The organism is Lacticaseibacillus pantheris DSM 15945 = JCM 12539 = NBRC 106106 (genome assembly GCF_001311175.1).
GTDB lineage: Bacteria > Bacillota > Bacilli > Lactobacillales > Lactobacillaceae > Lacticaseibacillus > Lacticaseibacillus pantheris.
The window spans coordinates 12,724-34,051 of the sequence record NZ_BBAI01000025.1 but is presented as its reverse complement, the minus strand read 5'-3'; the positions used below and the strand labels follow the sequence as shown (position 1 = coordinate 34,051).

Here is a 21,328-nt window from a genome sequence, read left to right as displayed (position 1 = left end):
CGGGCATGCAGCCGTCGCGGGGACCAGCCGCTCAACCTCCACCGCCACGCCAGTACGATCAACAGCAGATGTTTACCGTTACAGGTTCTACCGTGCGAGAAACCACGGCATCATCCCCAGACAGTCCACATTTGCGCATGGATTTATAACCGAATTGGTCAACTGCCATCTTCCTTAGCATGGGAGCATTGTAATTGACCAACAATGCTAAGTATTAAGCGGTGAGGTATGCCATTTCGAACTATCGGGAACCGCGGGTGGGCTTTGGGACGGAGGCGTCGTGTCCGGAGACGTGGTTGCTGCGACCCCAGAGCGCTGTTTGAGCGCAGCGAATTACAGCGGCAGATTCTGAAGACAAAGTGTTTTGTCTTTGTCTTCAGAATCCGCGGGAGGCCGGGACGGCCGGAGCGTGCGGGTGTAGCAATCACGGCGCAGGGCACGTAAGCCGCAGTTCCAAAGCACCCGCGTGTTCGTAACCCACTTTGCTTTCTAAACGGGCTACTCCACACTCTCATTCCTTGTTACAATAGACCATGATCAGCACAGAGGGGAGTCACATCTAGTGAATATGCAAGACGCCTTAGCGGCTTTAAAAGAAAAATTTGGTTACAGTTCGTTTCGTCCCGGCCAGGAAGAGGTGATCAACCACTTGCTGAACGGCGAAAACGCCCTGGCCGTCATGCCTACCGGGGGTGGTAAGTCACTTTGTTACCAGATTCCCGCCTTACTCATGCCGGGAATCACCATCGTCATTTCACCACTCATTGCGTTGATGAAGGACCAGGTGGACGCCCTGAACGAAGAGGGTATCGCAGCGACGTACATTAATAGCTCACTCTCATTTCCCGAGATTGACCACCGCTTTGCCATGGCCGCTCGGGGTGACGTGCAACTACTCTACATTGCCCCCGAGCGCCTCGACTCCGACCGGTTTCTGCGCGAGTTATCGTCCCTCAACGTCAGCATGGTCGCCGTCGACGAAGCCCACTGTATTTCCCAGTGGGGTCACGATTTCCGCCCTAGTTACCTGACCTTGACCGAGGCGATCGCTCAGCTACCTTCACATCCAGTCGTGATTGCCCTGACGGCGACCGCCACACGCAAAGTCGCGGCGGATATCCGTGCACGTCTGGGAATCCCCGACGCGAACGAGGTGAACACCGGCTTTGCACGTGATAACCTGAGCTTTAGGGTGATTAAGGACCAGAACAAAGATACCTACCTACTCGAATACCTCAAGCTGAACAACGACCAGTCAGGCATCATCTATGCCAGCACGCGTAAGGAAGTTGAGCGTCTGTACCACTTGTTGGAGGCCAACCACGTCGCCGTGACGTATTACCACGGGGGCATGAGCGAGGGTGACCGCAATGCCAACCAGGAGGACTGGTTGTTTGACCGGAAGCCCGTGATGGTGGCGACCAACGCCTTTGGTATGGGTATTGATAAGAGTAACGTACGCTTCGTTATTCACGCCCAGGTCCCCGGGGACTTGGAATCATACTACCAGGAGGCTGGGCGTGCGGGTCGTGACGGTTTACCTAGTGAAGCCATCCTGCTCTTTAAACCCAATGACCTCCAAATCCGGCGGTTCTTTATCGACCAATCCGAAATGGACGATGAATTTAAACAAAACGAGTACCGCAAACTCCACGAAATGCAGCAATACGCCAACACGCAGGACTGTTTGCAACAGTTCATTCTGCGCTACTTTGGCCAAACCGGCAGCCAGCCATGTGGCCGCTGCAGTAATTGTCTGGACGAACGGGCGTTTCAGGACGTCACCGTTGACGCGCAAAAGGTGCTCAGCTGCGTTAAGCGTATGCGGGAACGGTTTGGTAAGTCCCTAGTTGCGCAAGTACTGACGGGGGCCAAAACCGCGCGTGTGCGGGAGCTGCACCTCAACGAGTTACCGACGTACGGACTGATGAGTAGTCAAACTCAGTCACATATTAATGAATTTATCGACTTTTTGGTCGCTAGCGGCTACTTGAATCAAGGTGCGGGTCAGTACCCAACGCTGTCGGTGAGCGACCAGGGTGTGTCGGTACTGTTAGGGAAAGCCCAGGTGCAACGCAAAATGGCCGTCAAAGCCACGAAGACTTTGCCGGTTGCGGACGACCTGTTCCAGGCACTGCGAGAGTTGCGCACCAACTTTGCCGAACAACAGCACGTGCCGCCATACGTTATCTTCTCGGACCAGACACTGCGGGAACTGGCCGCCCAGCGACCAACCACCCGTGTCGCCATGCTCAACGTTCGTGGTGTCGGGCAAAACAAGCTGGACAAGTACGGCGATGCCTACCTTGAATTGTTACGCAACTGGGAACAAGGCGCGGATTCCTCCGCGGCGGTTGCTAATACGGAGGCCTGATTTGAGCGCGCGGTATGCTATAATATTGCGGTTAGTTTAGAAGGGATGGATGCATGTGAGCGGCAAGTACGACTGGCAATTATTACCACAGGCAGAACCAGCGGAGATTAAGCGGGTGGCACAGGAATTGGGGGTTACCCCGTTGCTGGCAACATTCTTGTACAGCGCGGAATTACTGATGCCGACGCCTGGGCCAACTTTACCCAGCCGGAATTGAGCCGCTTGCACGACCCCATGTTAATGCACGATATGGGCAAAGCGTGGCGCGAATCACGGCGGCCATTGAAAATGGGGAACATATCACAATTTACGGGGATTACGACGTTGATGGCATCACTAGTGCCACCATCATGAAGGAAGCGCTGGAGAGTATTGGCGCGGATCCGGAGGTCTACATTCCCAACCGTTTCACTGATGGGTACGGCCCCAACTTGGCGGCGTACCAGCGTTTAGCCAACGCCGGGACGCAACTGTTAATTACCACTGATAACGGTATTGCCGGCGCTGAACCGATTGCGTGGGCAATGGCGAACGGGATGGACGTGGTGGTGACTGACCACCACGAACTAGCACCCACGTTGCCAGAGGCCGTAGCGGTCGTTCATCCCCGTTACCCCGGTAGTGAGTACCCGTTCGGTCAGCTCAGTGGCGCCGGGGTGGCACTCAAAGTTGCGACGGCACTCCTCGGTGAAGTGCCCGTTGAAAGTATTGACCTGGCCGCACTGGGCGCGGTCGCCGATGTCGTCAGCCTGACGGATGAAAACCGTATTTTTGTCCAGGTCGGCCTGCAAATGATGCGCAACAATCCGCGGGTCGGGTTGGCGGCGCTCATGGAAGCCGCCGGAGTGGATCCCGCAACGGTGAACGAGATCACCATTGGCTTTGCCCTAGCCCCGCGCCTGAATGCAATTGGACGGATGGGGGATGCAACTGAGGGGGTGACGTTGCTATCCACCTTTGACGAAGACGAGGCTAAGTTACTGGCCGGGAAGATTAACCAAACCAACAGCGAGCGTCAGGCACTGGTGAAGTCGATTTACGCTGAAGCCAGCGCCATGGCCCGTGATGACCAGCACCGCGGCTTGGCAGCGCTGGTACTGGCTCATCCGGATTGGCATCAGGGCGTGCTGGGAATCGTGGCGAGTCGTATCGTTGAGGATACCGGCAAGCGACAGTTATCCTGAGTATTGACCCGGCCAGCGGCGCGGCCAAGGGGAGCGGCCGGTCCGTTGCTGGTTACAACCTGTTTGACGGTCTAAACGCCAGTCGCGACCTCATGACCCACTTTGGCGGCCACGCGATGGCGGCTGGTTTGAGCCTGCCGGTGGACCAGGTGGCGGCGCTGCAGGAGGCCTTGGCCAAAGACGCGGCAGGTGCGAACATAGGGACACCAAAGCTAGCCATTGCGGCCCAGGTTGACGTGCAGGACCTCACGATGGACGCCTATCGAGAACTGCGACGGCTGGCCCCGTTTGGCGAGGGCAACCTGGAGCCAGCTTTGCACTCAATACCAGCGCGGTGGACGATGTGGCCCAGATGGGGGCGGACAAGAGCCACCTGCGCTTCCGGGTGGGCGGCAGTATTCGGGCGGTAGACTTCGGCGCCGGCGACCTCGCGGAGGGGCTGTCCGCCGCACAGAAGGTCAAGGTAGCCTTCCACCTGGCCACCAATACGTATAAGGGCAACACCTCGTTGCAACTGATGGTCCAAGATATCCAGATGCAAAGTGATCAGGTTATCGACATGCGGATGCCGCAGTTAACCCAAAGTCAGGTGGCTGGTGCGCACACATACGTGTTCTTCAATCCCCGGCTGGCCAAGCAACTTACGCAACGTCTACAGTTCGGGGGACCGACCGTGATGGCTAATCAGCTAACCACGGGCACGACCGATGTGGTTTTGGTCGATTTACCGTCATCTGAGGCCGAACTGGCGGCCACCGTTCAGCGAGTTGATTTACCCGTCGGTGCGCTATTCTTTGCGCCTGCCAAACAGATCTTGGCAATTCCCAGTCGGAATGAATTCGGCGCGGTGTTGCGTTTTCTAGGCGCACATCCGCGCTTTGATAAACACCAGTTACCGATGGTGGCGCGAGCTACCCATCTGGATACCAGTCAAGTTATTTTCGCTGTACAGGTGTTTTTGCAGCTGAAATTTGTTACTATAGACGACGGTGTTTTCATTTCGACAGTATCGCACCCACAAAAACAGGCGCTTGAAGATGCTCCAGTCTATCAAGAACGTGTGGCCCAGCTGGGTCTGGCCCGGCGGTTGCGGACAGCGTCACGCGCCGATTTACGGGCTACTTTGTTGCGGTACCGACAAGAATTGTGAGGATTCAAGCATATGAGCATTAACTTCAAGGATTACATTGCGAGTGTCGACAACTTTCCGGAGCCCGGCATTGTCTTTCGGGACATTTCGCCGTTGATGGCAGACGGTCAGGCCTACGCAGCGGCAACGGACGCAATTGCGGACTTTGCCCGTGAACGCAAAGTAGACATGATTGCCGGTCCCGAGGCGCGCGGATTCATCGTGGGTTGCCCGGTTGCATATAAGCTCGGCGTCGGTTTTGCGGCGGCCCGTAAGAAGGGTAAGCTCCCCCGTGAAACGGTTAGCGCTAGTTACCAACTTGAGTACGACACGGCAACTTTGTACTTACACAAAGATGCAATCCAGCCAGGACAGCGCGTGCTGGTCTGCGACGACCTCCTGGCCACCGGTGGCACGATTGCGGCCACCATTGACCTAGTTGAGCGCCTCGGTGGTATCGTCGTCGGGACCGCGTTCATCGTGGAGCTAACGGATCTTCACGGTCGCGACAAGATTAAGGATTACGACTTGCTGGCACTCACTCAGTACGAGGGTGCTTAACAAGGTGTGATGAGCATACACAAAGGGCCGCGCAATTGCGCGGCCCTTTGTGTCCAGTGTGTGGACACCTGGGATATATGTGGCTCCTGACTCTAATCGCGTCTGTGCACACGGGCGCGTGCGGGAACCGGTGGTTGAATGGCTACAAAGGCTACCACGGGGGTGACCACCATCGCAATGGCGGTAGCGCCAACTAGCCACGGTGCAAGCGCGCTGAATTGGCGCGATACCGTGGAACTAACGTTGAATTGTGCGTTACGTTCGCTGTCCGTCGCGTTGCCGGTTGCACTATTAACCGGGGTAGCGGCGGTGCTAAATTCAATCTGGCCAATCATTGCGTTGCCGCCGCTAGTAGCGACGAATGTGATGCCAGTTGCGGCGATTAACGCCAACAAAATTGCAACCAAAATATGTTTAACCCTAATCATCTTGAAAACGCCTCCAGTTGTTCCAAAATCAGTATAGCATGGAAGCGGTTACTGGTGAAGGGAATTCGGTCAATCCCTTGCATTTTCTATGTTTTCGGCTAAAGTATAAACCAAGGATAACGTGCAGGGAGGTGGAATACGAATGAGCAAGAAGAAACACAGCGGCCCCAGCAAAACGCTCGTGGAAAAGATGTTGGACAAGGCGGGTGTGGAGTACGCCCCCGTCGAGTTTGACACCTATCAAGACGGTGATGTCATGCAAATTGATGGGGCCAAGATGGATGTACCCCGGCACGAGGTTTATAAGACTTTGGTTCTGACTGGCAATAAAACTGGTCCCGTCGTTGGCGTAGTGCCTTTGGACATGCACATTGACTATAAGCGGTTAAGCGCCGTTTCTGGTAACAAGAAGGTGGGCATGGTACCATTAAAGGACCTCATCAAAACGAGTGGGTATGAACACGGGGCGAATAACCCCTTGGGTATCTATGCTCGACACCATTACCCAATTTATTTTGCACGAGAGGCAGAACGGGCGGGCACAATAATTATCAGTTCCGGTGAAATTGGCCGGTCGGACCGCTTACAGGCAGCTGACTTGGCCCGACTGGTCAAAGGACAATTTGCCGACTTTGCTACCGCCACTGAGGAGGGATGATTATGTTTGAAGCACAACACAGTCGTTTTGCGACATTTGGCGTTATTTCCAAAATACCTGGTGAACTGATTGACCGGGTGTGGTTCATTATTGATAATGATTTACGCGGTTTGGTGCCACTGGACAACCTGTTGAAGTTTAAGCTCGTTAATAACGACGGCCAGGTTAGTATCCATTTCTCGCAGCAGGATCTCGATACCGAGATGGCCTTTGACCAGGATCTCGATTACGGGGATGAGTATCCCGACATGGTTCTGGCGTACGATGATGGTGACATTCAAACTATCCTCTTACCAGAAGAGGCCAATGAACACTAAATTAACCGAACACACAAAATGGGCTAACGTAACTTTCTCAAGTCGCGTTAGCCCATTTCGTTTTGCTGTGGTTCATCTGTATTCACTATCACCGGTTAGCCACCATACCGCAATAACCGAACTGACCGGCCTGTAGCCGCAAACCATCAATATAGGCGCCAGTCATCCAGTCGAGGGCAGTACTTTGCTTAACTCCCATCCGGAAGGGCACTTGGTCAACGGATTCTGGATCAATGGCGTCAACGATATCCTCAATGGCATTCCGATAGCGGTTGACCGCCCGCACAATGTTATCTAGTTCGCATTGGTAGGTACGCGGCACGTGGACCGTACGCAGGGACTGTACCAGCGGGTTAAAGTGCATTAGGTTACGCATCAGGTACTTTTTGAGGTCACCAAGCGTATCGCGTGCGAGGCAATTACCGGTAATGATGTTTTCACAGGTATGAATATGTTGGTTAAATACTTCTTTAAATATCAGCAGCCGTTCCAAAGAAGTGGTTAGTGGCTGGATTGACGTTGTATTTGCAGTCATAATGAGTTCTCCTTTGTTTTTTGGGGTGGGCTGTTTGCCCACGAATAGTGATGAGCATTACGCACTTGGTGAACGGTGTCACGACAGGCGACGGGCACGATTTAAAAATAGGCCACGCGTGTGTAACTGAATCCAACACGTGTTGCAAAACGCTCTGCGACGGGCTTCTGGTACCATAAGCAAAAACCATTTTTACTGTAATCGATTACAAATTAAAGATTAGCATAACCAAAAATGATTGTCTAGTATAAGCATTAAATTAATTATTATCGAACGGCTGTTACTTTAAATACAAACGTTGGCTAATTGTGCCGTTTGTGGCAAAATAACAGGGATAGCGAGTGGAGGATAAACATGAAAAAAAAACTATTTAATAATCGTATGTTTGGTTTGCGGACTGGCTTTAGCGGGGTGCGGACAGGGAAAGAGTAGCAAGAATTCGTCCAGCAGTTCGTCAACCACATTGGTCACGCATAAGTACACGAATACGCAGTTGCAGAGTCGGTACGACCGTATCTGTGATCTGGCCGTTAATCCGCTTCTGAAAATGGTGCACGGTACGAGTATTGACGACCTCAAGCCAACTTTGAAGAAAAACCGGGCTAAGTTGGAAGACTTAGCCTAGAGTTAAAGAACAACAGTACCAATGCGGACACAACCAAGGCGTTATCTGGCTATGTGACTGATGCGGAGGCCGTCCTGACCGCGGTAGGGGATAATAACCAAACGGAGTTCAACACGGCGACCAAGAAGTTCTTCAAAACTTCGTCGACGATTGGTCGGCAAAGCTTTGGCGGTCACACCCCAACTTCGCTGGTGACGTACAGCCAAGCGGTACAAAATACCGCCAAGATCAGCAGTAGTTCCAGCAGCTCGGCAAGTAGTAGCAACTAGATTTGAGTGGTTGAATGATTAAATAACACGATAATTGTGAAAATAGCTAGCATCTTTTAAGTGGCTTTGCTATAATTGTTATTGTTGTTATGGAGAGTTGGCAGAGTGGTAATGCAACGGACTCGAAATCCGTCGAACCGGCTAATACCGGCGCGCAGGTTCAAATCCTGTACTCTCCTTATTTTTAATTGATAAAGCCTCGCAAACGTTGACCTTAATGGTCTTGCGCTTTCGAGGTTTTTTTTTTCGGTCAGAATATTTTATCGATATGTTGTTTTACATGGTTAGTACGCTTATTTATGTGCGCTCATCACAGCATTGTACTGATTGCCCCAGGTCTCCATTGCCGCAATGACTGGTGTCAAGGTCTCACCAAACGCACTCAACTGATAATCAGTCACCAAATTGTTACCTGGGTCTGTGTGCTTCAATACGATACCGTCGGCGATCAGTTCGTGCAACTGGAGTGCCAACATACGTTCAGAGCAGGCTGGAATAATTCTGTTAAGCTCGCCGAAATGGATCGCATCCTTTTTGATCAAGTGAAAGAGGATTACGCACTTCCATTTCCCGGAGATTAGCTGGAGTGTACTTTCTACCGGACAGCCGGGCCGGCAATCATATATATGGCGTTGCATGCTATCACCTCAACGTCAGTATACGCCATACTTACAAAATTCTCAGGATTGCCATCTAGCATTCGACCAACTATGGTTGATTCGAAAGGGTGATTTGAAATGAAAGCAATCAACACAATTATTGGTGCGTATCAGCGCCACAGTTTTGATGATGTTAATGCGTTTAGTATGGTTAAGCGGGATACAGCAATTCCCACCGGACACGATTTGTTAGTGCATATCGCTGCGGTGTCAGTTAATCCCGTTGATGTTGGGGTTTATGCCGGCATACGGCGGCCGCGTGCTACGCCGAAGATTCTGGGTTGGGATGCCGTCGGAACGGTCGTGGCCGTGGGCGAACAGGTTTCCCTGTTTAACGTTGGCCAACGGGTATTTTACGCGGGAGACTTTCGTCGGGATGGTAGTGACCAAACTTTTCAGTTAGTAGATGAGCGCATCGTTGGTCATGCTCCAGAAGAGTTTGCGGATGAGGAGCTGGCCGGATTACCGCTGACGTCTTTGACTGCGTATGAAGCGCTCTTTGAACAAATGCACTTGTCAATCGCCGACATTAAACACAATCGGCAGAGAACACTCCTAATTATTAACGGTGCCGGCGGTGTCGGTTCCATCGCCACGCAATTAGCCAACCATGCGGGATTACGGGTCATTGCGACAGCCTCCAATCCGCAAAGCATTGCGTGGGCGAAGCAACATGGCGCGGGACTAGTTGTGAATCACCACCAAGATTTGGTGAAGCAGGTACATGCGTTAGGTATTAAAAACGTGGATTATATCCTCGGGCTGAGTAAACTAGACGAGCACTTTAACGAAATGGCGACCTTAATTCGGCCGAGTGGGATCATTGTCTCAATTACGGAAAATCGTCACCCAATCGACTTGAAAAAAACTGACGAAAAAGCGCGCCACCTTTGCATGGGAATGGATGTATAGCAAATCCTACTATCAAACTGATGACATGATTACTCAACACGAAATCCTTGATCAGATTGGGCAATTACTACAGGCAAAGGTGATTGTGCCAACCACCACCAAAGTGTTTAACGGCCTGAATCCGGAATCGTTGCGGCAGGCGTTCAAGTTGGTGGCTGGGGGACACATGATTGGTAAGGTTGTGATTAAAGCCGAGTAACCAAGGCGTTGATTAAAAATACGAGCTTCACATGGTGTGTAAAAAGCTTCGCTAAGATACCAGTCGGACAGTCTGGGATGGGTTGGCTTAGCAAGTGTAAAGGCGGTTGGCCTCTGCGCACTATTGCGTTCCCCATAGAGCGGGGATTACAATCATTCCAACGGTATTTGCTAGACTCAATGTAACTAAGTTGAAAGATTGAGGCTAATTTTTATGAGTAATGATTGTCCTTTTTGTAATCTCGAACATAACAAAGTTATATTACAAAATAACACCTGTATTGGCTTCTTTGATTTGAGCCTGTGTCGCGGGGACATCTCCTGATTATTCCCCGGCGGCATGCGGAAACCTTCTTTGACCTCACCGAGACCGAGCGTTCGGATATGCTAAAACTCCTTGATGAGGGTAGGCAACTTCTGGATCTTAAGCAGAATCCCGATGGTTATAATGTCGGGTGGAATTGTGGTATGGCGGCTGGGCAAACGGTAATGCACTTCCATTGTCATCTGATTCCGCGGTTTACGGGTGATACGCCCAATCCGCGAGGCGGGGTGCGCGGGGTAATCCCGAAAAAAAACAACACTACGAATTCGATGTGCTCAGAGGCTATCCCAGCGACCGGGCCGTGATTAAATTAATTGATCAATTTAACTCTGAATTGATGCAATTGAACTGATATACCGTGTTTCCTCGCAATTAACACTGGCCATGCAGTTGACGTTGACCAGAAAAGTGGCAATCAAAGTTGAAACCTAATTTGTTTACATGTGTATACTTATAGGTATTTACTAGGAGATGGACATTTTGAAAAAAAGCGGTATTTGTGTTACGCAATGAGTGGGCTGATTGGGAACCCGCATATTTAGCGAGTCAGCTCAATCAGTCTAATTTATGGACCACGGAGTTTGCTTCAGACGTTGCGGAACCGGTGTCCATCGGCGGATTGAAGGTCGAAGCTTCGACTAATTTGTACAAGCTTTCGGAACAATCCGATTTGGTGGTTATGATCGGAGGAAATTCCTGGGATACAGATGACGAGCGGTTAACAAACGTTATTGGACAAAGACTAGGGGCGGACAAAAAAAACTGCCGCTATCTGCGGGGCAGTCGACTTTTTGGCCCGCGGAGGTTTACTTTCGCAATTTAAGCATACTGGTAACGCTCAATATTTATGGAATGATTTTTCACGATACGTCAATCGGGACGATTTCATAGAGCAGCAAGCAATTCGTGACCGGAATCTGGTTACTGCTAACGGCACAGCACCGCTGGAATTTGCAAATTTAACTTTGAAAATGGTCGGTCTCGCGGATGATGACAGTATCAATCGCACCACGGACCTGTACCGGATGGGCTATTATGCATACAGTGAGAAATACGGTAATCCGTACGCGTAAGTTTGAATCCTCGGTTACCGTGAATCTGTGAGCTCGTGTATCCCGAGTAGTAATTTTGAGATAACGGACCACTGAATGGGAGTGGGAGTAAAAAAATGATTGACCTAAATAGTACTGAAATTTTAGGCGCACGTGAGGCCGCAGAAATATGGGGTAAAAACAAGACATACGTTAGGACTAGCCTGAAGCAAAGTCCGCATAAATGGCCTAAGGGATCATGGCGTAAATTTGATGACCACCAATTAGTTGTCACCGTTGCCGGCATGGAAGCCGCTACCGGACAGCCAGATCCTCGCAAAGTGGAACAAAACAACTAGGTTTTTAAATTCGTCCAAACTATGTTTACTTTTAATTGTCTTCAACACAATTTGTTTTAAATACCAATTTCGCGCACACTGCCACCTCCATCACGAAAGGGGCCACGTGTAGGATTTCCCCAAGTCCTGAATGCGATTAATGCTGCCAAAGGTGGTTTTGCTCATCGTAAAAGTTAGGCTCCACAATAAAACTCCGGGCATGGGTACCAACTGCGTAAGTTGGCGCCTATGCCGTTTTTTTTGAACCATAGCAATCCTGTTTGTAGCTTTCAATCGCAAATCAATCACGGCCATAATACGCCAGTCTGTTGTGCAATCACTAACCGAACTGTAGTTACACCTATACCATCAAATTGGCTGCCGTGCTCGGCACAGGCTGTAGCAATGTTTATAGAATTGAATGACTTCTAAGAGTTTGTGGGGTTAAGCGAGGATTGACAAAGCCCAATCGGTAATCTATATTAGTTTCATGACAATCGAACAGTTAAGTGATGACGAATCTAGAGTAATTATTTTAAAGGCAGTAGCGGATCCGATGCGTTTAAAAATCGTACGGATGCTATACAAGCACCGCGGTGAGATGAACTGTGGTGAAATTGGCGAACAGTTGAACATTCAAAAATCCACTGTATCGTATCACTTCCGTACTCTACGTGAAGCGGGGCTTACGACTACTCGCAAAAGCGGGCCCAACAAGTATGTTGAACTCAGGCTGAGCACCTTTGATACGTATTTACCCGGATTTTTAAATACCTTGTAAAAGGTATTTTTTTTCGTCCTAGAGTTCGATTGTTATAAAACAGTTGCACAAGGAGAATGCTATGCGTCGTTATTCGAGTTTATTTTTTTCTGGTTATGTTTTTGATAGGGACGGATACATTTTTAGTCTCGCCACTTTTACCGACACTTAGCCGGTTATTCGGTATATCTACCGCCGTTTCGGGCTGGTTGGTGTCGGCTTACGCACTAGGATACGCCGGCTTTGCCGTGATTTCAGGACCAATTTCGGACCAACATGACCGTAAGCAGATTTTGCTTTATGGGCTGGCCGGCTTTGCGGTGTCAACAGCACTGTGCGGGGTTGCCACCAGCTTTTGGCTGATGCTATTGTTTCGTTTCCTTGCCGGCGTGGCTGCCGCCTTCGTTACGCCGCAGGTATGGGCATCAATTCCTGATGTCGTTGAGCCAAAGCAGATTGTAAAGGTGATGGGATACGCAACGGCCGGATTGTCAGTCGCACAGTTAGTTGGGATTCCAATTGGCAGTTATCTGGCTGCGGGTTCCTGGCACACACCGTTTTTCGTGATTGCTGGCGCAGCGGTACTGCTGATGGTTGTATGCTGGCAAGCATTACCTGCTCTCCCTAGCCAACATGCTCACATCGGTTTCTGGCGGACGTATAAGCAGGTCATTGGTAACCACAAAGCGGTGAGTTATTTAGCGGCCTACTTTGTTTTTCAAACCGGTAGTTTCACGGCAATCACGTTTATTTCTACTTGGTTTACTCGCGATTTTGGTCTAACACTAACCGGGGTCGGCACGGCAATGATTGGTATTGGTGCTGGTAATTTACTGGGCTCTTTACTTAGTGGGTACTGGGCAAAGAAAGTGTCGTTCACCAGGGCGCTTGCACTGAGTTTTGTTGCCTTAATCGTACTCTATATTGGGTTAACCTTTTCACCTAGTTTCATTGTTAGTGAGATTATGGTGACTACTGTTTACGTGTTTAATGGCCTTATCTTCCCGTTGTTAATGACCACTTTACAACAAACCGTCGCAAACGCTCGTAGTACCATGAGCTCCTTGGCAAATGCCGCGATGTACTTGGGTGAAACTATGGCGGGTGGTATTGGTGGCCTGCTTTTCAATGCGTGGGGATTTACTGGTATTGCGTGGTTTGCCGCGATTGTCATTGCTTTTGGGGGGATGTTGTACTGGTACCATGGGGCACTGAATACGACGGCGTCATAATTCGTGACTCTTGCAACGTATTATTGTTGAGTTAATATTTGACCCGGTTGGTTGTGGTTTTTCCCAGAGTTTGCCTGGAAATGGCTCCCTTCTGAGAAAGCGTTATAAAGCCTAAGCTTATTGCGCCAGACGGTCGAGCAACTCACATAACCGCAGAGTTATTGGGCAAGCTCGACTGATAATTCACAGCTACCATTTGTGCCCATTTTTCACAAATGCCGCCATCAGTGGTACGCTAATAACATGATGATATCTGAAAGAGCAAAGATGACTGCTGGTCAGCCATATCAACAATTTGATTCAGAACTAATCGCTCGGCGTAAGTTGGTCCGTGAGCAGTTACTGCAAATCAACCAACTAACCGACAATGAGGCCCGCAATGGTCAGGCCAAAGCATTACTGGCGGAGGCGGGGGATGATTTCTTCGCCGAGGCGGGTATTACCTTTGACTACGGCTTCAACGTGCACATTGGTGATCACTTCTACGCCAATTACCGTCTGACGTTGCTGGATACGTGCCCAATTACGATTGGGGACCATTGCTACATTGGCCCCGACGTTGGTTTTTACACGCCGGTCCACCCGTTGTCCGCGCAACAGCGTGACGCGGATGTGGAAATGGGTAAGCCCATCACCATTGGTAACAGCATCTGGATTGGTGGTCACGCGACGCTTTTGCCCGGGGTAACTCTAGGCGATCGCGTTGTGGTTGGCGCCGGGTCGGTGGTAACCAAGTCCTTTCCTTCTGATGTCGTAATTGCCGGTAACCCTGCGTGTGTCATCCGCCGATTGGATGAACACGGTGAAGTGATTACTGACAATAAGAACTAGGCCAAGTCGCGCGGTAGTTCGTGCTGATTTGGTGATTGCGAATACGCTATTGTCTGGTTAAATCCGGACCCTTGCGGCCATCACAAAACATGGCTACTGGTACTACCGACTGCGCCTATGACCCGTTGCCCGGCAGGAACGTGTTTACAATGGGGGTCGACGGGAACTAGGAGTTCTTTATTTTTTTATCGACATAACATCAATAAGTGTCTCTTTGTACCAACGGTAGCGTTGTTTCTAATCATGTCCGTGACGCTGTTACTTGGTGGCAACCAACTCAAAGCCGCGCTGGCAGCACTAATGACATTCATCACTGCCCGGTTTAGTTGGTTATACTTTGGCATTTACATTGTCAACTTTGTGTTTTTCATTTACTTAGCCTGCAGCCACTTCGGCCGCACCAAACTGGGAGCGGCGGACGACAAGCCGCAGTATAGCAACTTCCAGTGGGGGAGCATGGTCTTCGCTACGGCGATTGACGCCAGCATCCTCATGCTGAGCATGGTGGATCCACTCCGGTACGTGCAACACCCACTCTTTGGGGCCAAAGCGTTATCGGCACAGAACTACCAAAATGCGCACATGCTCGGGCAATTTGATTGGGGACCAATGGCGTGGATGATGTTTGCCTCCGCTGCCGTCCTCATCGCGTACATGATGTTCGTTAAGCACGTTCACGTGATGGCGCTCAGCGACGCTATCCCCATGCTGCAGGGCAAGGGTTCCGTCAAGCGGGGTCTCCGCCTCGGCGTTAACTTCTTGGTCGTGTTCGGCATTATGGGTGGTATTGGCTCGTCGGTCGGGATGGAAATTCCCGTCTTATCCAAAGTCATTGCGCAGTTGACGCACATTGACGACACCATCTGGTTAAAGTTGGGGATGTTCATCGTATTGCTGGCCATCTTTGCGTTAACCATGGTACGCGGCCTACGCGGTGGCATCGACAAACTGAGTGCGGCGCATATTTGGACGGCCATTGGTTTTCTGATTATCGTCCTGATGGTGGGCCCGACTGGTTCCATCATTCGCTCGGAAGTGCACAGCATCGGCCTGTTAGTGACACACTTTGTGGCCATGAGTACTGGCTTCACGACGAGCATGGCACACAGCGTTGATCCGGTGAAGTCCGAGACGGTCTTCTACTGGGGTTGGTGGCTCACGTACATGCCGTTCATGGGACTGTTCATTGCCCGGATTTCCAAGGGCCGGACGGTGCGGCAGGTAATCCTGGGTATGCTGGGCTACGGTGCCCTGGGCTGCATGAGTTTCTACGCCATTCTGGGTGGCTATTCTCTGTTTCTACAGCAAAGCGGTGCGGTAGACTTACTGCACACACTTAACACCCAGGGACAGGCGGCGACGATTGCACAAGTGTTGTCGACTTTGCCGCTGAAGTACGTGATGTTGGTGGTTTACGCCGCATCGTGCTTCATCTTCCTGGCGACCACCGTGTCCTCGTCGGCGTACATCGTTTCGGCGTTTACCTCAACGCGGCTCCGTCCGACCCAGCAACCTAGCCTGGTTAACCGACTAGTATGGATGGGAATCTTCATGTTATTCGCGTTCGGGATCGTGTTTGTGGGCGGCTTCAAAACGGTGCAGGCGATTTGCTCGGTGGCTGGTTTCCCACTCATCTTTGTTTCGGGACTCCTCATCGTTTCTACTTGGCAAGTGCTGGTTCGCGACCACGACGTCGCGCCCGCACCAGCCAAAGCGGTTGTGCGGCACAAGGTCAGAGCGACCACGCGGATGCCGGTTGCGCATAATTCAATTGATGATTAGCTGATTACATTAACGTGTAAATTAAAAATTCAATCAAGTCTCGCAATTCGTTGCGGGGCTTTTTATTGTGCGCTGATATGGAAGGGCATACAATAAAAGCGATTATAGACAGAAGGGAAAATGTACACATTGGGGGGCATGATCATGGTGCCAAAGTCTGGGCGGCAAGTGGCGTGGCTAATTGGGGGCATCGCGACGTAGCAATTTTGGGCACTATCACGGTGCTATTCGTTCCGCGGGTATTTGATGGTACGGCGTCATTCTGGATTCCTTTGGGAACGTTTGCTTTTGGCACGCTGGATACATCATCAGTATGTATATGGTGCGCAAATCATGAGAGTACGCAGAGCTAATAAAGTAATGGGCTAGTGTGTGTCAGGTTCCGCCTTAAGTCCGAGGAAAGCGCTATCATTAACGTCTATTATTATGGTGTTAACAGATTGATGTTGGGTTAAATGGGGATGAGGGGGAACAAGTATGAGGCGAATCATATTCGGCGTCTTGATGGTGGTAACCATAATGAGTGTGACAGCGTGTGGAACGCAACGTGGGTTACCGGCGGCCAAGAGCGGCGACTACGCACGGGTATACAACCGCGCTGGGCGGATGATCCGCACCGTCAAGAGTCAGCGGGACGTGAACTTTCTGAGTAAAGTGGCGGGGGACGCACCGTCAGTGCGCCGTGTGCAGGGCAAAAACGTCAATCATTGGCGTTACCGGTACGTGCTCTACGACGTCAAGGCGCATCAACACGTCACCATGTGGGTATACCAAAAGAAGAATCAGGTACGCATGCGGATTCCGGTGGTTGGCGAAGGTGTCTGGCGGATTAACACTGGTAACCGCCAACGCCTAAACAAGCCGCAAGCGTTGCAGTAGGTGAATGCTGCCAGCGGTACTGACGTGGCGGCTCCTGTTGAGCGCCTGCTCCGAACAGCGGCTGATGTTACCCGCAAGTGCGTTTGACATCCACCCCTGACCATGGGAAAATTATTGGATTGTTTTGATATTTACGCGAGAAATCGGGGGGCTTGCTCTCACGCATTTGCTGGTCGATTCTCAATATTGGGGGTTACTGATTCATGTTTAAATTGATCCGCCGCATGACGCAGAAGGAGGATCCCAGTGTCTACGAGGACAAAGATTCACACCTGCCGCGCGTGCTAACAGTCAAAGACTTCCTGGCGCTCGGTGGGTACGATTGTTTCAACCACAATTTTCACCCTGCCGGGAATCGTGGCAGCCGAGCACGCTGGCCCCGCGGTCGCACTGTCCTGCCTGTTTGCTGCGATTGTCGCCGGCCTCGTCGCCTTTGCATACGCCGAGATGGCTGCGGCCATGCCGTTCGCGGGTTCCGCTTATTCGTGGATTAACGTCGTGTTTGGGGAGGGTTTCGGCTGGATTGCCGGCTGGGCCCTCCTGGCTGAGTACTTCATCGCGGTTGCCTTCGTCGCGTCAGGTTTGTCCGCTAATTTTCGGGGTTTGCTGGCCTCCTTTGGGTTAAGCATCCCCGCCGCGTTGGCCAACCCGCTCGGTAGCAAAGGCGGCCTGGTGGACATCGTCGCCGTGATTGCCGTTGTAGTGTGTGCCGTCATCCTGTGGCACGGCGTCCGGCAGGCGGCGCGCGTCGAAAACGTGTTGGTGGTCCTCAAGGTATTGGCTATCCTCGCATTTATCGTTATCGGGCTGAGCGCCATCCACGTGCAAAACTACGTACCGTTTGTCCCCAAGTACCACGCCAACGCCGACGGTTCTGCGTTTGGAGGGTGGCGGGGTATTTACGCGGGGGTATCCACAATCTTTTTGGCCTACATCGGCTTTGACTCCATTGCCGCCAACTCAGCGGAGGCCAAGAATCCCGAAAAGACCATGCCTCGCGGAATCATTGGTAGCTTGATCATCGCCGTAACTTTGTTCATGGCGGTGTCGTTAGTGCTGGTGGGCATGTTCCACTATACTCACTATGCGGGTATCGCCGAGCCAGTCGGGTGGGCACTACGGCACTCGGGACACACTGTTGCCGCTACCGTCATTGAAGGGGTGGCCGTTATCGGTATGTTCACCGCCCTCATCGGGATGATGATGGCGGGATCGCGTCTGCTGTACAGCTTTGGTCGGGACGGCATGCTGCCGCGCTATCTCGGTCAGCTAACGAGCAAAGACGGCCTGCCTAACCATGCATTGCTAGTCTTATCCGTGATTGCTGTGGCGATCGGGGCGTTCTTCCCGTTTGAATTCCTGTCCGAACTAATTTCTGCCGGGACGCTAATCGCGTTCATGTTCGTGTCGCTCGGTATTTACCGGTTGCGTCCACGGGAGGGTCGCGACATTGCCGACCCGGCGTTCAAAATGCCATTCTATCCAGTGCTACCGGCCCTGGCCTTTGTGGGTGCACTCGTGGTGTTCATGGGCCTCGACGTCCAGGCCAAAGTTTATTCCGGAATTTGGTTCGTGGTGGGTTTAATCATCTACTTTGCGTACGGTGTGCGTCATTCAGCACTTAACCAACATTAAAAAACAGCGTGCGGTTGCCATCCTTCTCCGGGAGGACGACATCCGCACGCTGTTTTATCGTTGCTCCCCATCCATAATTCGGAATAAGGTATCTTCCATCAAGCCACGAAACTCGTTCAGCGTAAACGTGGTTAACTCCGCGGTGCTGGGTGTGTGGCCCAATGCCTTAGCCCAGGCGTCCGCGCGGTCTGCGATGAGGTTCTCCGTAAAGTTACGGCTCACGGCCTGATCCGCCGCGGTACTAATCCGCGCACGTAGCATTCGCTGTTGCTCGGTTAATTGTTCCATTATGATAGCCTCCGTAAATTCGAAAATTCTGTGTAATTGCACCGTACACCCTGCGTATTGCTTTTGTCTACAGCTAAAGTGCGGTAGAATTAACGTCATTAATGGAGTTTGCGGACTAAGGGGGACGTAAAATGGCAACGCAGATGAACATGCTTGATTATATTGGCAGCAAAATGGACGCGATGGACTTTGATGGTGACCTGAACCTCAACTGGGATAAGGACGCCCACGTCATTGAATTGGAATACACCATGACGGTGCTCGCCAGCGCCGACTTTGATATTGAAGACAACGACGGCTCCGTTATGGACGACGGTAAGGTGCAATACACCGACGCCGTGCTGTTCTACGACGAGACACGCATGGACGGGCACGATTACGTCAATGATTACCTCACAGTGATTCCGTTCAGCGGCAAAAAGGGGATCGATCAGGCAACCGTTGATGGTTTCTTCAACTACTTCCAGACCGTTTTGGATGAAGGGGAGAGTGACCTGCTCGACTTTGTTGATGGTACCAGTGATAGCGATGAGTTTACGGTCGGTTTTAGCCAAAGCCAGTTAACCAACGCCGTGGCGGAAGAGCCAGACGCAAAGCTGGATGTTTACCTGCCTTACCCTAAGTATTAATTAGTTAATTGGAGGAATAGCACGTGGAATGGACTGCCATCACGGTGACGACGAGTATTGACGCAAGCGAAGCGGTCTCAAACATGTTTGCGGAACTAGCGGTCGGCGGTGTACAAATTGACGACCAAGCAACCAACCCGGAGCTGGACGACCAAACCGTCCAGGTCACGGCCTACATACCGTCAAATACTGACGCTGCACCACTATTGGCTAGCGTGCGTGACGGATTGAACCATCTGTCCGACTTTGGCCTGGAGGGCGGCGCTGGCACGGTGGCGACTACGACCATCGATGATGGCCAGTGGACTAACGTGTGGGAACAGTATTACCACGCCGTCCGGTTGACACGGTACCTCACCGTCGCCCCGCGCTGGGAGGAATATTCCCCGTCACAACCTGGTGAGCTAGTCGTGCGGTTGGACCCGGGTCAGGCTTTCGGCACCGGCACCCACCCGACTACGCGACTCGTGCTCCAACTTCTCGAAGCTGTTGTGCGCGGTGGGGAACGGACGCTGGATGTCGGTACTGGCTCCGGCGTGCTGGCCGTTGCCGCCGAACGGCTAGGCGTAGGGAGCGTACTGGCGACCGATATTGATGCAGTCGCGGTGCTAGCGCCGAAAAGAACATTGCGCTGAATCCCGTTAGCCACATCACCGTCATCGCGAGCGACTTACTGCGGTCGGTACCAGACGACCAGCAATTCGACTTGGTGCTCGCTAATATCCTCCCTGACGTTTTGGAACGGCTGGTCCCTGAGGTGCCACATGTGCTTGCTGAGCGTGGGAAGCTAATTTTGTCTGGTATTCTGTTGGCTAAGGAACCCCGCGTCCGTCAATGGCTGACCGACGCGGGTTTAGTGGTGACGACTACCATCACCGATGGTAAGTGGGTGGCATTACTGGCTACCCGGCCAGACGGGGAGGTGGCGTAGGTGCAGCGGTACTTTACTGATGAGTCTTTGACCGAAGGCGCCAGCGTCACCCTCCATGGTGCCGTTGAACATCACGCCATCACCGTCTTACGGATGCAGGTGGGTGGACAATTTGAACTCGCCGGTGCGCAGGGCCACGCCTTTGTGGTAACAATTACGGGCATCGACCCACTGACCGTCCGCGTGGAGCAAAGGATTGCTGCCAACCACGAGTTGCCGGTCGCGGTGACCATCGTTTGCGGCATTAGTAAGGGGCAAAAGGCGGAGCTCATTGTCCAAAAGGCCACGGAGCTGGGTGTCACACGCGTTTTGTTCGTGAACACCCAGTGGGCCACCGCGCGCTGGTTACCGGATCGTGCCGCCAAGAAGGTGGCGCGCCTCCAACAAGTGGCCCAGTCGGCGGCAGAACAAAGTCATCGTGACGTTGTACCAACCGTGGGCTTTGTTCCGCTACTGGACGCCGTCATGCGGTTGGACGCCGATGCCAAGCTGGTCGCCTACGAAGAATCAGCCAAACAGGGTGAACACGCGCAGTTAATCCAAACGGTGAGTGCGCACCCCCGGAGTTTACTGGCCGTCTTTGGACCGGAAGGCGGGCTCGCCCCCGAAGAGGTAGCGGCCTTAAACGCAGCCGGTTTTGTTAATGCAGGGTTGGGACCCCGAATTTTACGGACGGAGACCGCGCCGTGGTACTTACTCGCGGCCATATCCACATATACTGAACTACAGGAGGATTCACAACATCTTGTCAACTCTGAAAAAAAATTAACACTTGGTGGCAGCGGCCACTCCCACTGGTTATTTTGACCAGCGTCGTC

General features: G+C 51.9%; 24 protein-coding genes, 1 tRNA gene and 4 pseudogenes. 25 read left to right on the top strand and 4 right to left on the bottom strand.

Going from position 1 to position 21,328, the window contains the following annotated elements:
- Window positions 1–568: 568 nt before the first annotated feature.
- The 7 genes and pseudogenes from recQ (at window position 569) to JCM12539_RS08550 (ending at window position 5,248) form a co-directional block, all read left to right on the top strand.
- Complete coding sequence (gene recQ, locus JCM12539_RS08560) at window positions 569–2,374, top strand: DNA helicase RecQ (RefSeq protein WP_054650720.1); 1,806 nt, start codon at window positions 569–571, stop codon at window positions 2,372–2,374.
- Between the two features lie 49 nt (window positions 2,375–2,423).
- Entirely contained in the window at window positions 2,424–2,591 is a 168-nt protein-coding gene (locus tag JCM12539_RS14175) for a hypothetical protein (protein WP_225350315.1), read from the top strand.
- A gap of 43 nt (window positions 2,592–2,634) precedes the next feature.
- Window positions 2,635–3,558, top strand: coding sequence for a single-stranded-DNA-specific exonuclease RecJ (locus tag JCM12539_RS14170; RefSeq protein ID WP_225350314.1), 924 nt, complete (start codon window positions 2,635–2,637; stop codon window positions 3,556–3,558).
- Window positions 3,552–3,674: pseudogene (locus JCM12539_RS14765) on the top strand (hypothetical protein); the annotation flags it as partial. The gene JCM12539_RS14170 and the pseudogene JCM12539_RS14765, both read left to right, overlap by 7 nt.
- A complete protein-coding gene (locus JCM12539_RS14165) occupies window positions 3,675–3,968 on the top strand; it encodes a hypothetical protein (RefSeq protein WP_263849779.1) in 294 nt (97 codons plus the stop codon).
- The gene (locus JCM12539_RS14160) at window positions 3,911–4,708 is read left to right on the top strand and encodes a single-stranded-DNA-specific exonuclease C-terminal domain-containing protein (RefSeq protein ID WP_263849781.1); all 798 of its coding nucleotides are present in this window, start codon (window positions 3,911–3,913) and stop codon (window positions 4,706–4,708) included. Before JCM12539_RS14165 ends, JCM12539_RS14160 begins: the two co-directional genes overlap by 58 nt.
- A 12-nt stretch (window positions 4,709–4,720) precedes the next feature.
- Complete coding sequence (locus tag JCM12539_RS08550) at window positions 4,721–5,248, top strand: adenine phosphoribosyltransferase (RefSeq protein ID WP_054650718.1); 528 nt, start codon at window positions 4,721–4,723, stop codon at window positions 5,246–5,248.
- Between the two features lie 92 nt (window positions 5,249–5,340).
- Here JCM12539_RS08550 and JCM12539_RS08545 read toward each other — a convergent pair whose 3' ends face one another.
- Entirely contained in the window at window positions 5,341–5,676 is a 336-nt protein-coding gene (locus tag JCM12539_RS08545) for a hypothetical protein (RefSeq protein ID WP_054650716.1), read from the bottom strand.
- Window positions 5,677–5,818: 142 nt separating this feature from the next.
- Here JCM12539_RS08545 and JCM12539_RS08540 point away from each other — a divergent pair, with 142 nt between their 5' ends.
- Window positions 5,819–6,334: an aminoacyl-tRNA deacylase gene (locus tag JCM12539_RS08540; protein ID WP_054650714.1), complete on the top strand. Its 516-nt coding sequence runs from the start codon at window positions 5,819–5,821 to the stop codon at window positions 6,332–6,334.
- A 2-nt stretch (window positions 6,335–6,336) separates the two neighbouring features.
- Window positions 6,337–6,651, top strand: a complete 315-nt coding sequence (locus JCM12539_RS08535) for a DUF960 domain-containing protein (RefSeq protein ID WP_054650712.1) — start codon at window positions 6,337–6,339, stop codon at window positions 6,649–6,651.
- Between the two features lie 88 nt (window positions 6,652–6,739).
- On the opposite strand, the gene JCM12539_RS08530 is transcribed toward JCM12539_RS08535, so the two are convergent.
- Complete coding sequence (locus JCM12539_RS08530) at window positions 6,740–7,186, bottom strand: hypothetical protein (RefSeq protein ID WP_054650710.1); 447 nt, start codon at window positions 7,184–7,186, stop codon at window positions 6,740–6,742.
- A gap of 463 nt (window positions 7,187–7,649) precedes the next feature.
- Between JCM12539_RS08530 and JCM12539_RS13240 the strand changes: the two genes are divergently transcribed.
- The 3 genes from JCM12539_RS13240 (at window position 7,650) to JCM12539_RS08520 (ending at window position 8,259) form a co-directional block, all read left to right on the top strand.
- Entirely contained in the window at window positions 7,650–7,811 is a 162-nt protein-coding gene (locus tag JCM12539_RS13240; RefSeq protein WP_156302151.1) for a hypothetical protein, read from the top strand.
- Between the two features lie 53 nt (window positions 7,812–7,864).
- Window positions 7,865–8,080, top strand: a complete 216-nt coding sequence (locus JCM12539_RS08525) for a hypothetical protein (RefSeq protein ID WP_054650708.1) — start codon at window positions 7,865–7,867, stop codon at window positions 8,078–8,080.
- A gap of 91 nt (window positions 8,081–8,171) precedes the next feature.
- Window positions 8,172–8,259 (top strand) — tRNA-Ser (locus JCM12539_RS08520).
- 114 nt (window positions 8,260–8,373) lie between these two features.
- Here JCM12539_RS08520 and JCM12539_RS08515 read toward each other — a convergent pair.
- Window positions 8,374–8,718 (bottom strand): winged helix-turn-helix transcriptional regulator, encoded by a 345-nt coding sequence (locus JCM12539_RS08515; RefSeq protein WP_054650706.1) that lies wholly within the window; start codon window positions 8,716–8,718, stop codon window positions 8,374–8,376.
- Window positions 8,719–8,817: 99 nt separating this feature from the next.
- Between JCM12539_RS08515 and JCM12539_RS08510 the strand changes: the two are divergent.
- The 10 genes and pseudogenes from JCM12539_RS08510 (at window position 8,818) to JCM12539_RS08475 (ending at window position 18,662) form a co-directional block, all read left to right on the top strand.
- Window positions 8,818–9,850 (top strand): annotated as a pseudogene (locus JCM12539_RS08510) (zinc-binding alcohol dehydrogenase family protein).
- A gap of 302 nt (window positions 9,851–10,152) precedes the next feature.
- Window positions 10,153–10,479 (top strand): HIT family protein, encoded by a 327-nt coding sequence (locus tag JCM12539_RS12770; protein WP_156302150.1) that lies wholly within the window; start codon window positions 10,153–10,155, stop codon window positions 10,477–10,479.
- 486 nt (window positions 10,480–10,965) lie between these two features.
- Window positions 10,966–11,247, top strand: a complete 282-nt coding sequence (locus JCM12539_RS15240; RefSeq protein ID WP_054650704.1) for a type 1 glutamine amidotransferase family protein — start codon at window positions 10,966–10,968, stop codon at window positions 11,245–11,247.
- A 95-nt stretch (window positions 11,248–11,342) separates the two neighbouring features.
- The gene (locus JCM12539_RS08500) at window positions 11,343–11,564 is read left to right on the top strand and encodes a helix-turn-helix domain-containing protein (protein WP_054650702.1); all 222 of its coding nucleotides are present in this window, start codon (window positions 11,343–11,345) and stop codon (window positions 11,562–11,564) included.
- Between the two features lie 469 nt (window positions 11,565–12,033).
- Window positions 12,034–12,324: an ArsR/SmtB family transcription factor gene (locus tag JCM12539_RS12765; RefSeq protein WP_082405431.1), complete on the top strand. Its 291-nt coding sequence runs from the start codon at window positions 12,034–12,036 to the stop codon at window positions 12,322–12,324.
- Window positions 12,325–12,380: 56 nt separating this feature from the next.
- Complete coding sequence (locus JCM12539_RS08495; protein WP_054650700.1) at window positions 12,381–13,535, top strand: MFS transporter; 1,155 nt, start codon at window positions 12,381–12,383, stop codon at window positions 13,533–13,535.
- 243 nt (window positions 13,536–13,778) lie between these two features.
- The gene (locus JCM12539_RS08490) at window positions 13,779–14,366 is read left to right on the top strand and encodes a sugar O-acetyltransferase (RefSeq protein WP_054650698.1); all 588 of its coding nucleotides are present in this window, start codon (window positions 13,779–13,781) and stop codon (window positions 14,364–14,366) included.
- A gap of 198 nt (window positions 14,367–14,564) precedes the next feature.
- Window positions 14,565–16,148 (top strand): BCCT family transporter, encoded by a 1,584-nt coding sequence (locus tag JCM12539_RS08485; RefSeq protein WP_225350316.1) that lies wholly within the window; start codon window positions 14,565–14,567, stop codon window positions 16,146–16,148.
- A 477-nt stretch (window positions 16,149–16,625) separates the two neighbouring features.
- A complete protein-coding gene (locus tag JCM12539_RS08480) occupies window positions 16,626–17,027 on the top strand; it encodes a hypothetical protein (protein WP_156302149.1) in 402 nt (133 codons plus the stop codon).
- A 203-nt stretch (window positions 17,028–17,230) separates the two neighbouring features.
- Window positions 17,231–18,662 (top strand): annotated as a pseudogene (locus tag JCM12539_RS08475) (APC family permease).
- A 54-nt stretch (window positions 18,663–18,716) separates the two neighbouring features.
- On the opposite strand, the gene JCM12539_RS08470 reads toward JCM12539_RS08475, so the two are convergent.
- The gene (locus tag JCM12539_RS08470; protein ID WP_054650692.1) at window positions 18,717–18,950 is read right to left on the bottom strand and encodes a hypothetical protein; all 234 of its coding nucleotides are present in this window, start codon (window positions 18,948–18,950) and stop codon (window positions 18,717–18,719) included.
- A 131-nt stretch (window positions 18,951–19,081) separates the two neighbouring features.
- Here JCM12539_RS08470 and JCM12539_RS08465 point away from each other — a divergent pair, with 131 nt between their 5' ends.
- The 3 genes and pseudogenes from JCM12539_RS08465 (at window position 19,082) to JCM12539_RS08455 (ending at window position 21,317) form a co-directional block, all read left to right on the top strand.
- Window positions 19,082–19,579: a DUF3013 family protein gene (locus JCM12539_RS08465; protein WP_054650690.1), complete on the top strand. Its 498-nt coding sequence runs from the start codon at window positions 19,082–19,084 to the stop codon at window positions 19,577–19,579.
- An 83-nt stretch (window positions 19,580–19,662) separates the two neighbouring features.
- A pseudogene (prmA, locus tag JCM12539_RS13235) lies at window positions 19,663–20,510 on the top strand (50S ribosomal protein L11 methyltransferase).
- Window positions 20,511–21,317: an RsmE family RNA methyltransferase gene (locus JCM12539_RS08455; RefSeq protein WP_082405429.1), complete on the top strand. Its 807-nt coding sequence runs from the start codon at window positions 20,511–20,513 to the stop codon at window positions 21,315–21,317.
- The last annotated feature ends 11 nt before the right edge of the window (window positions 21,318–21,328 follow it).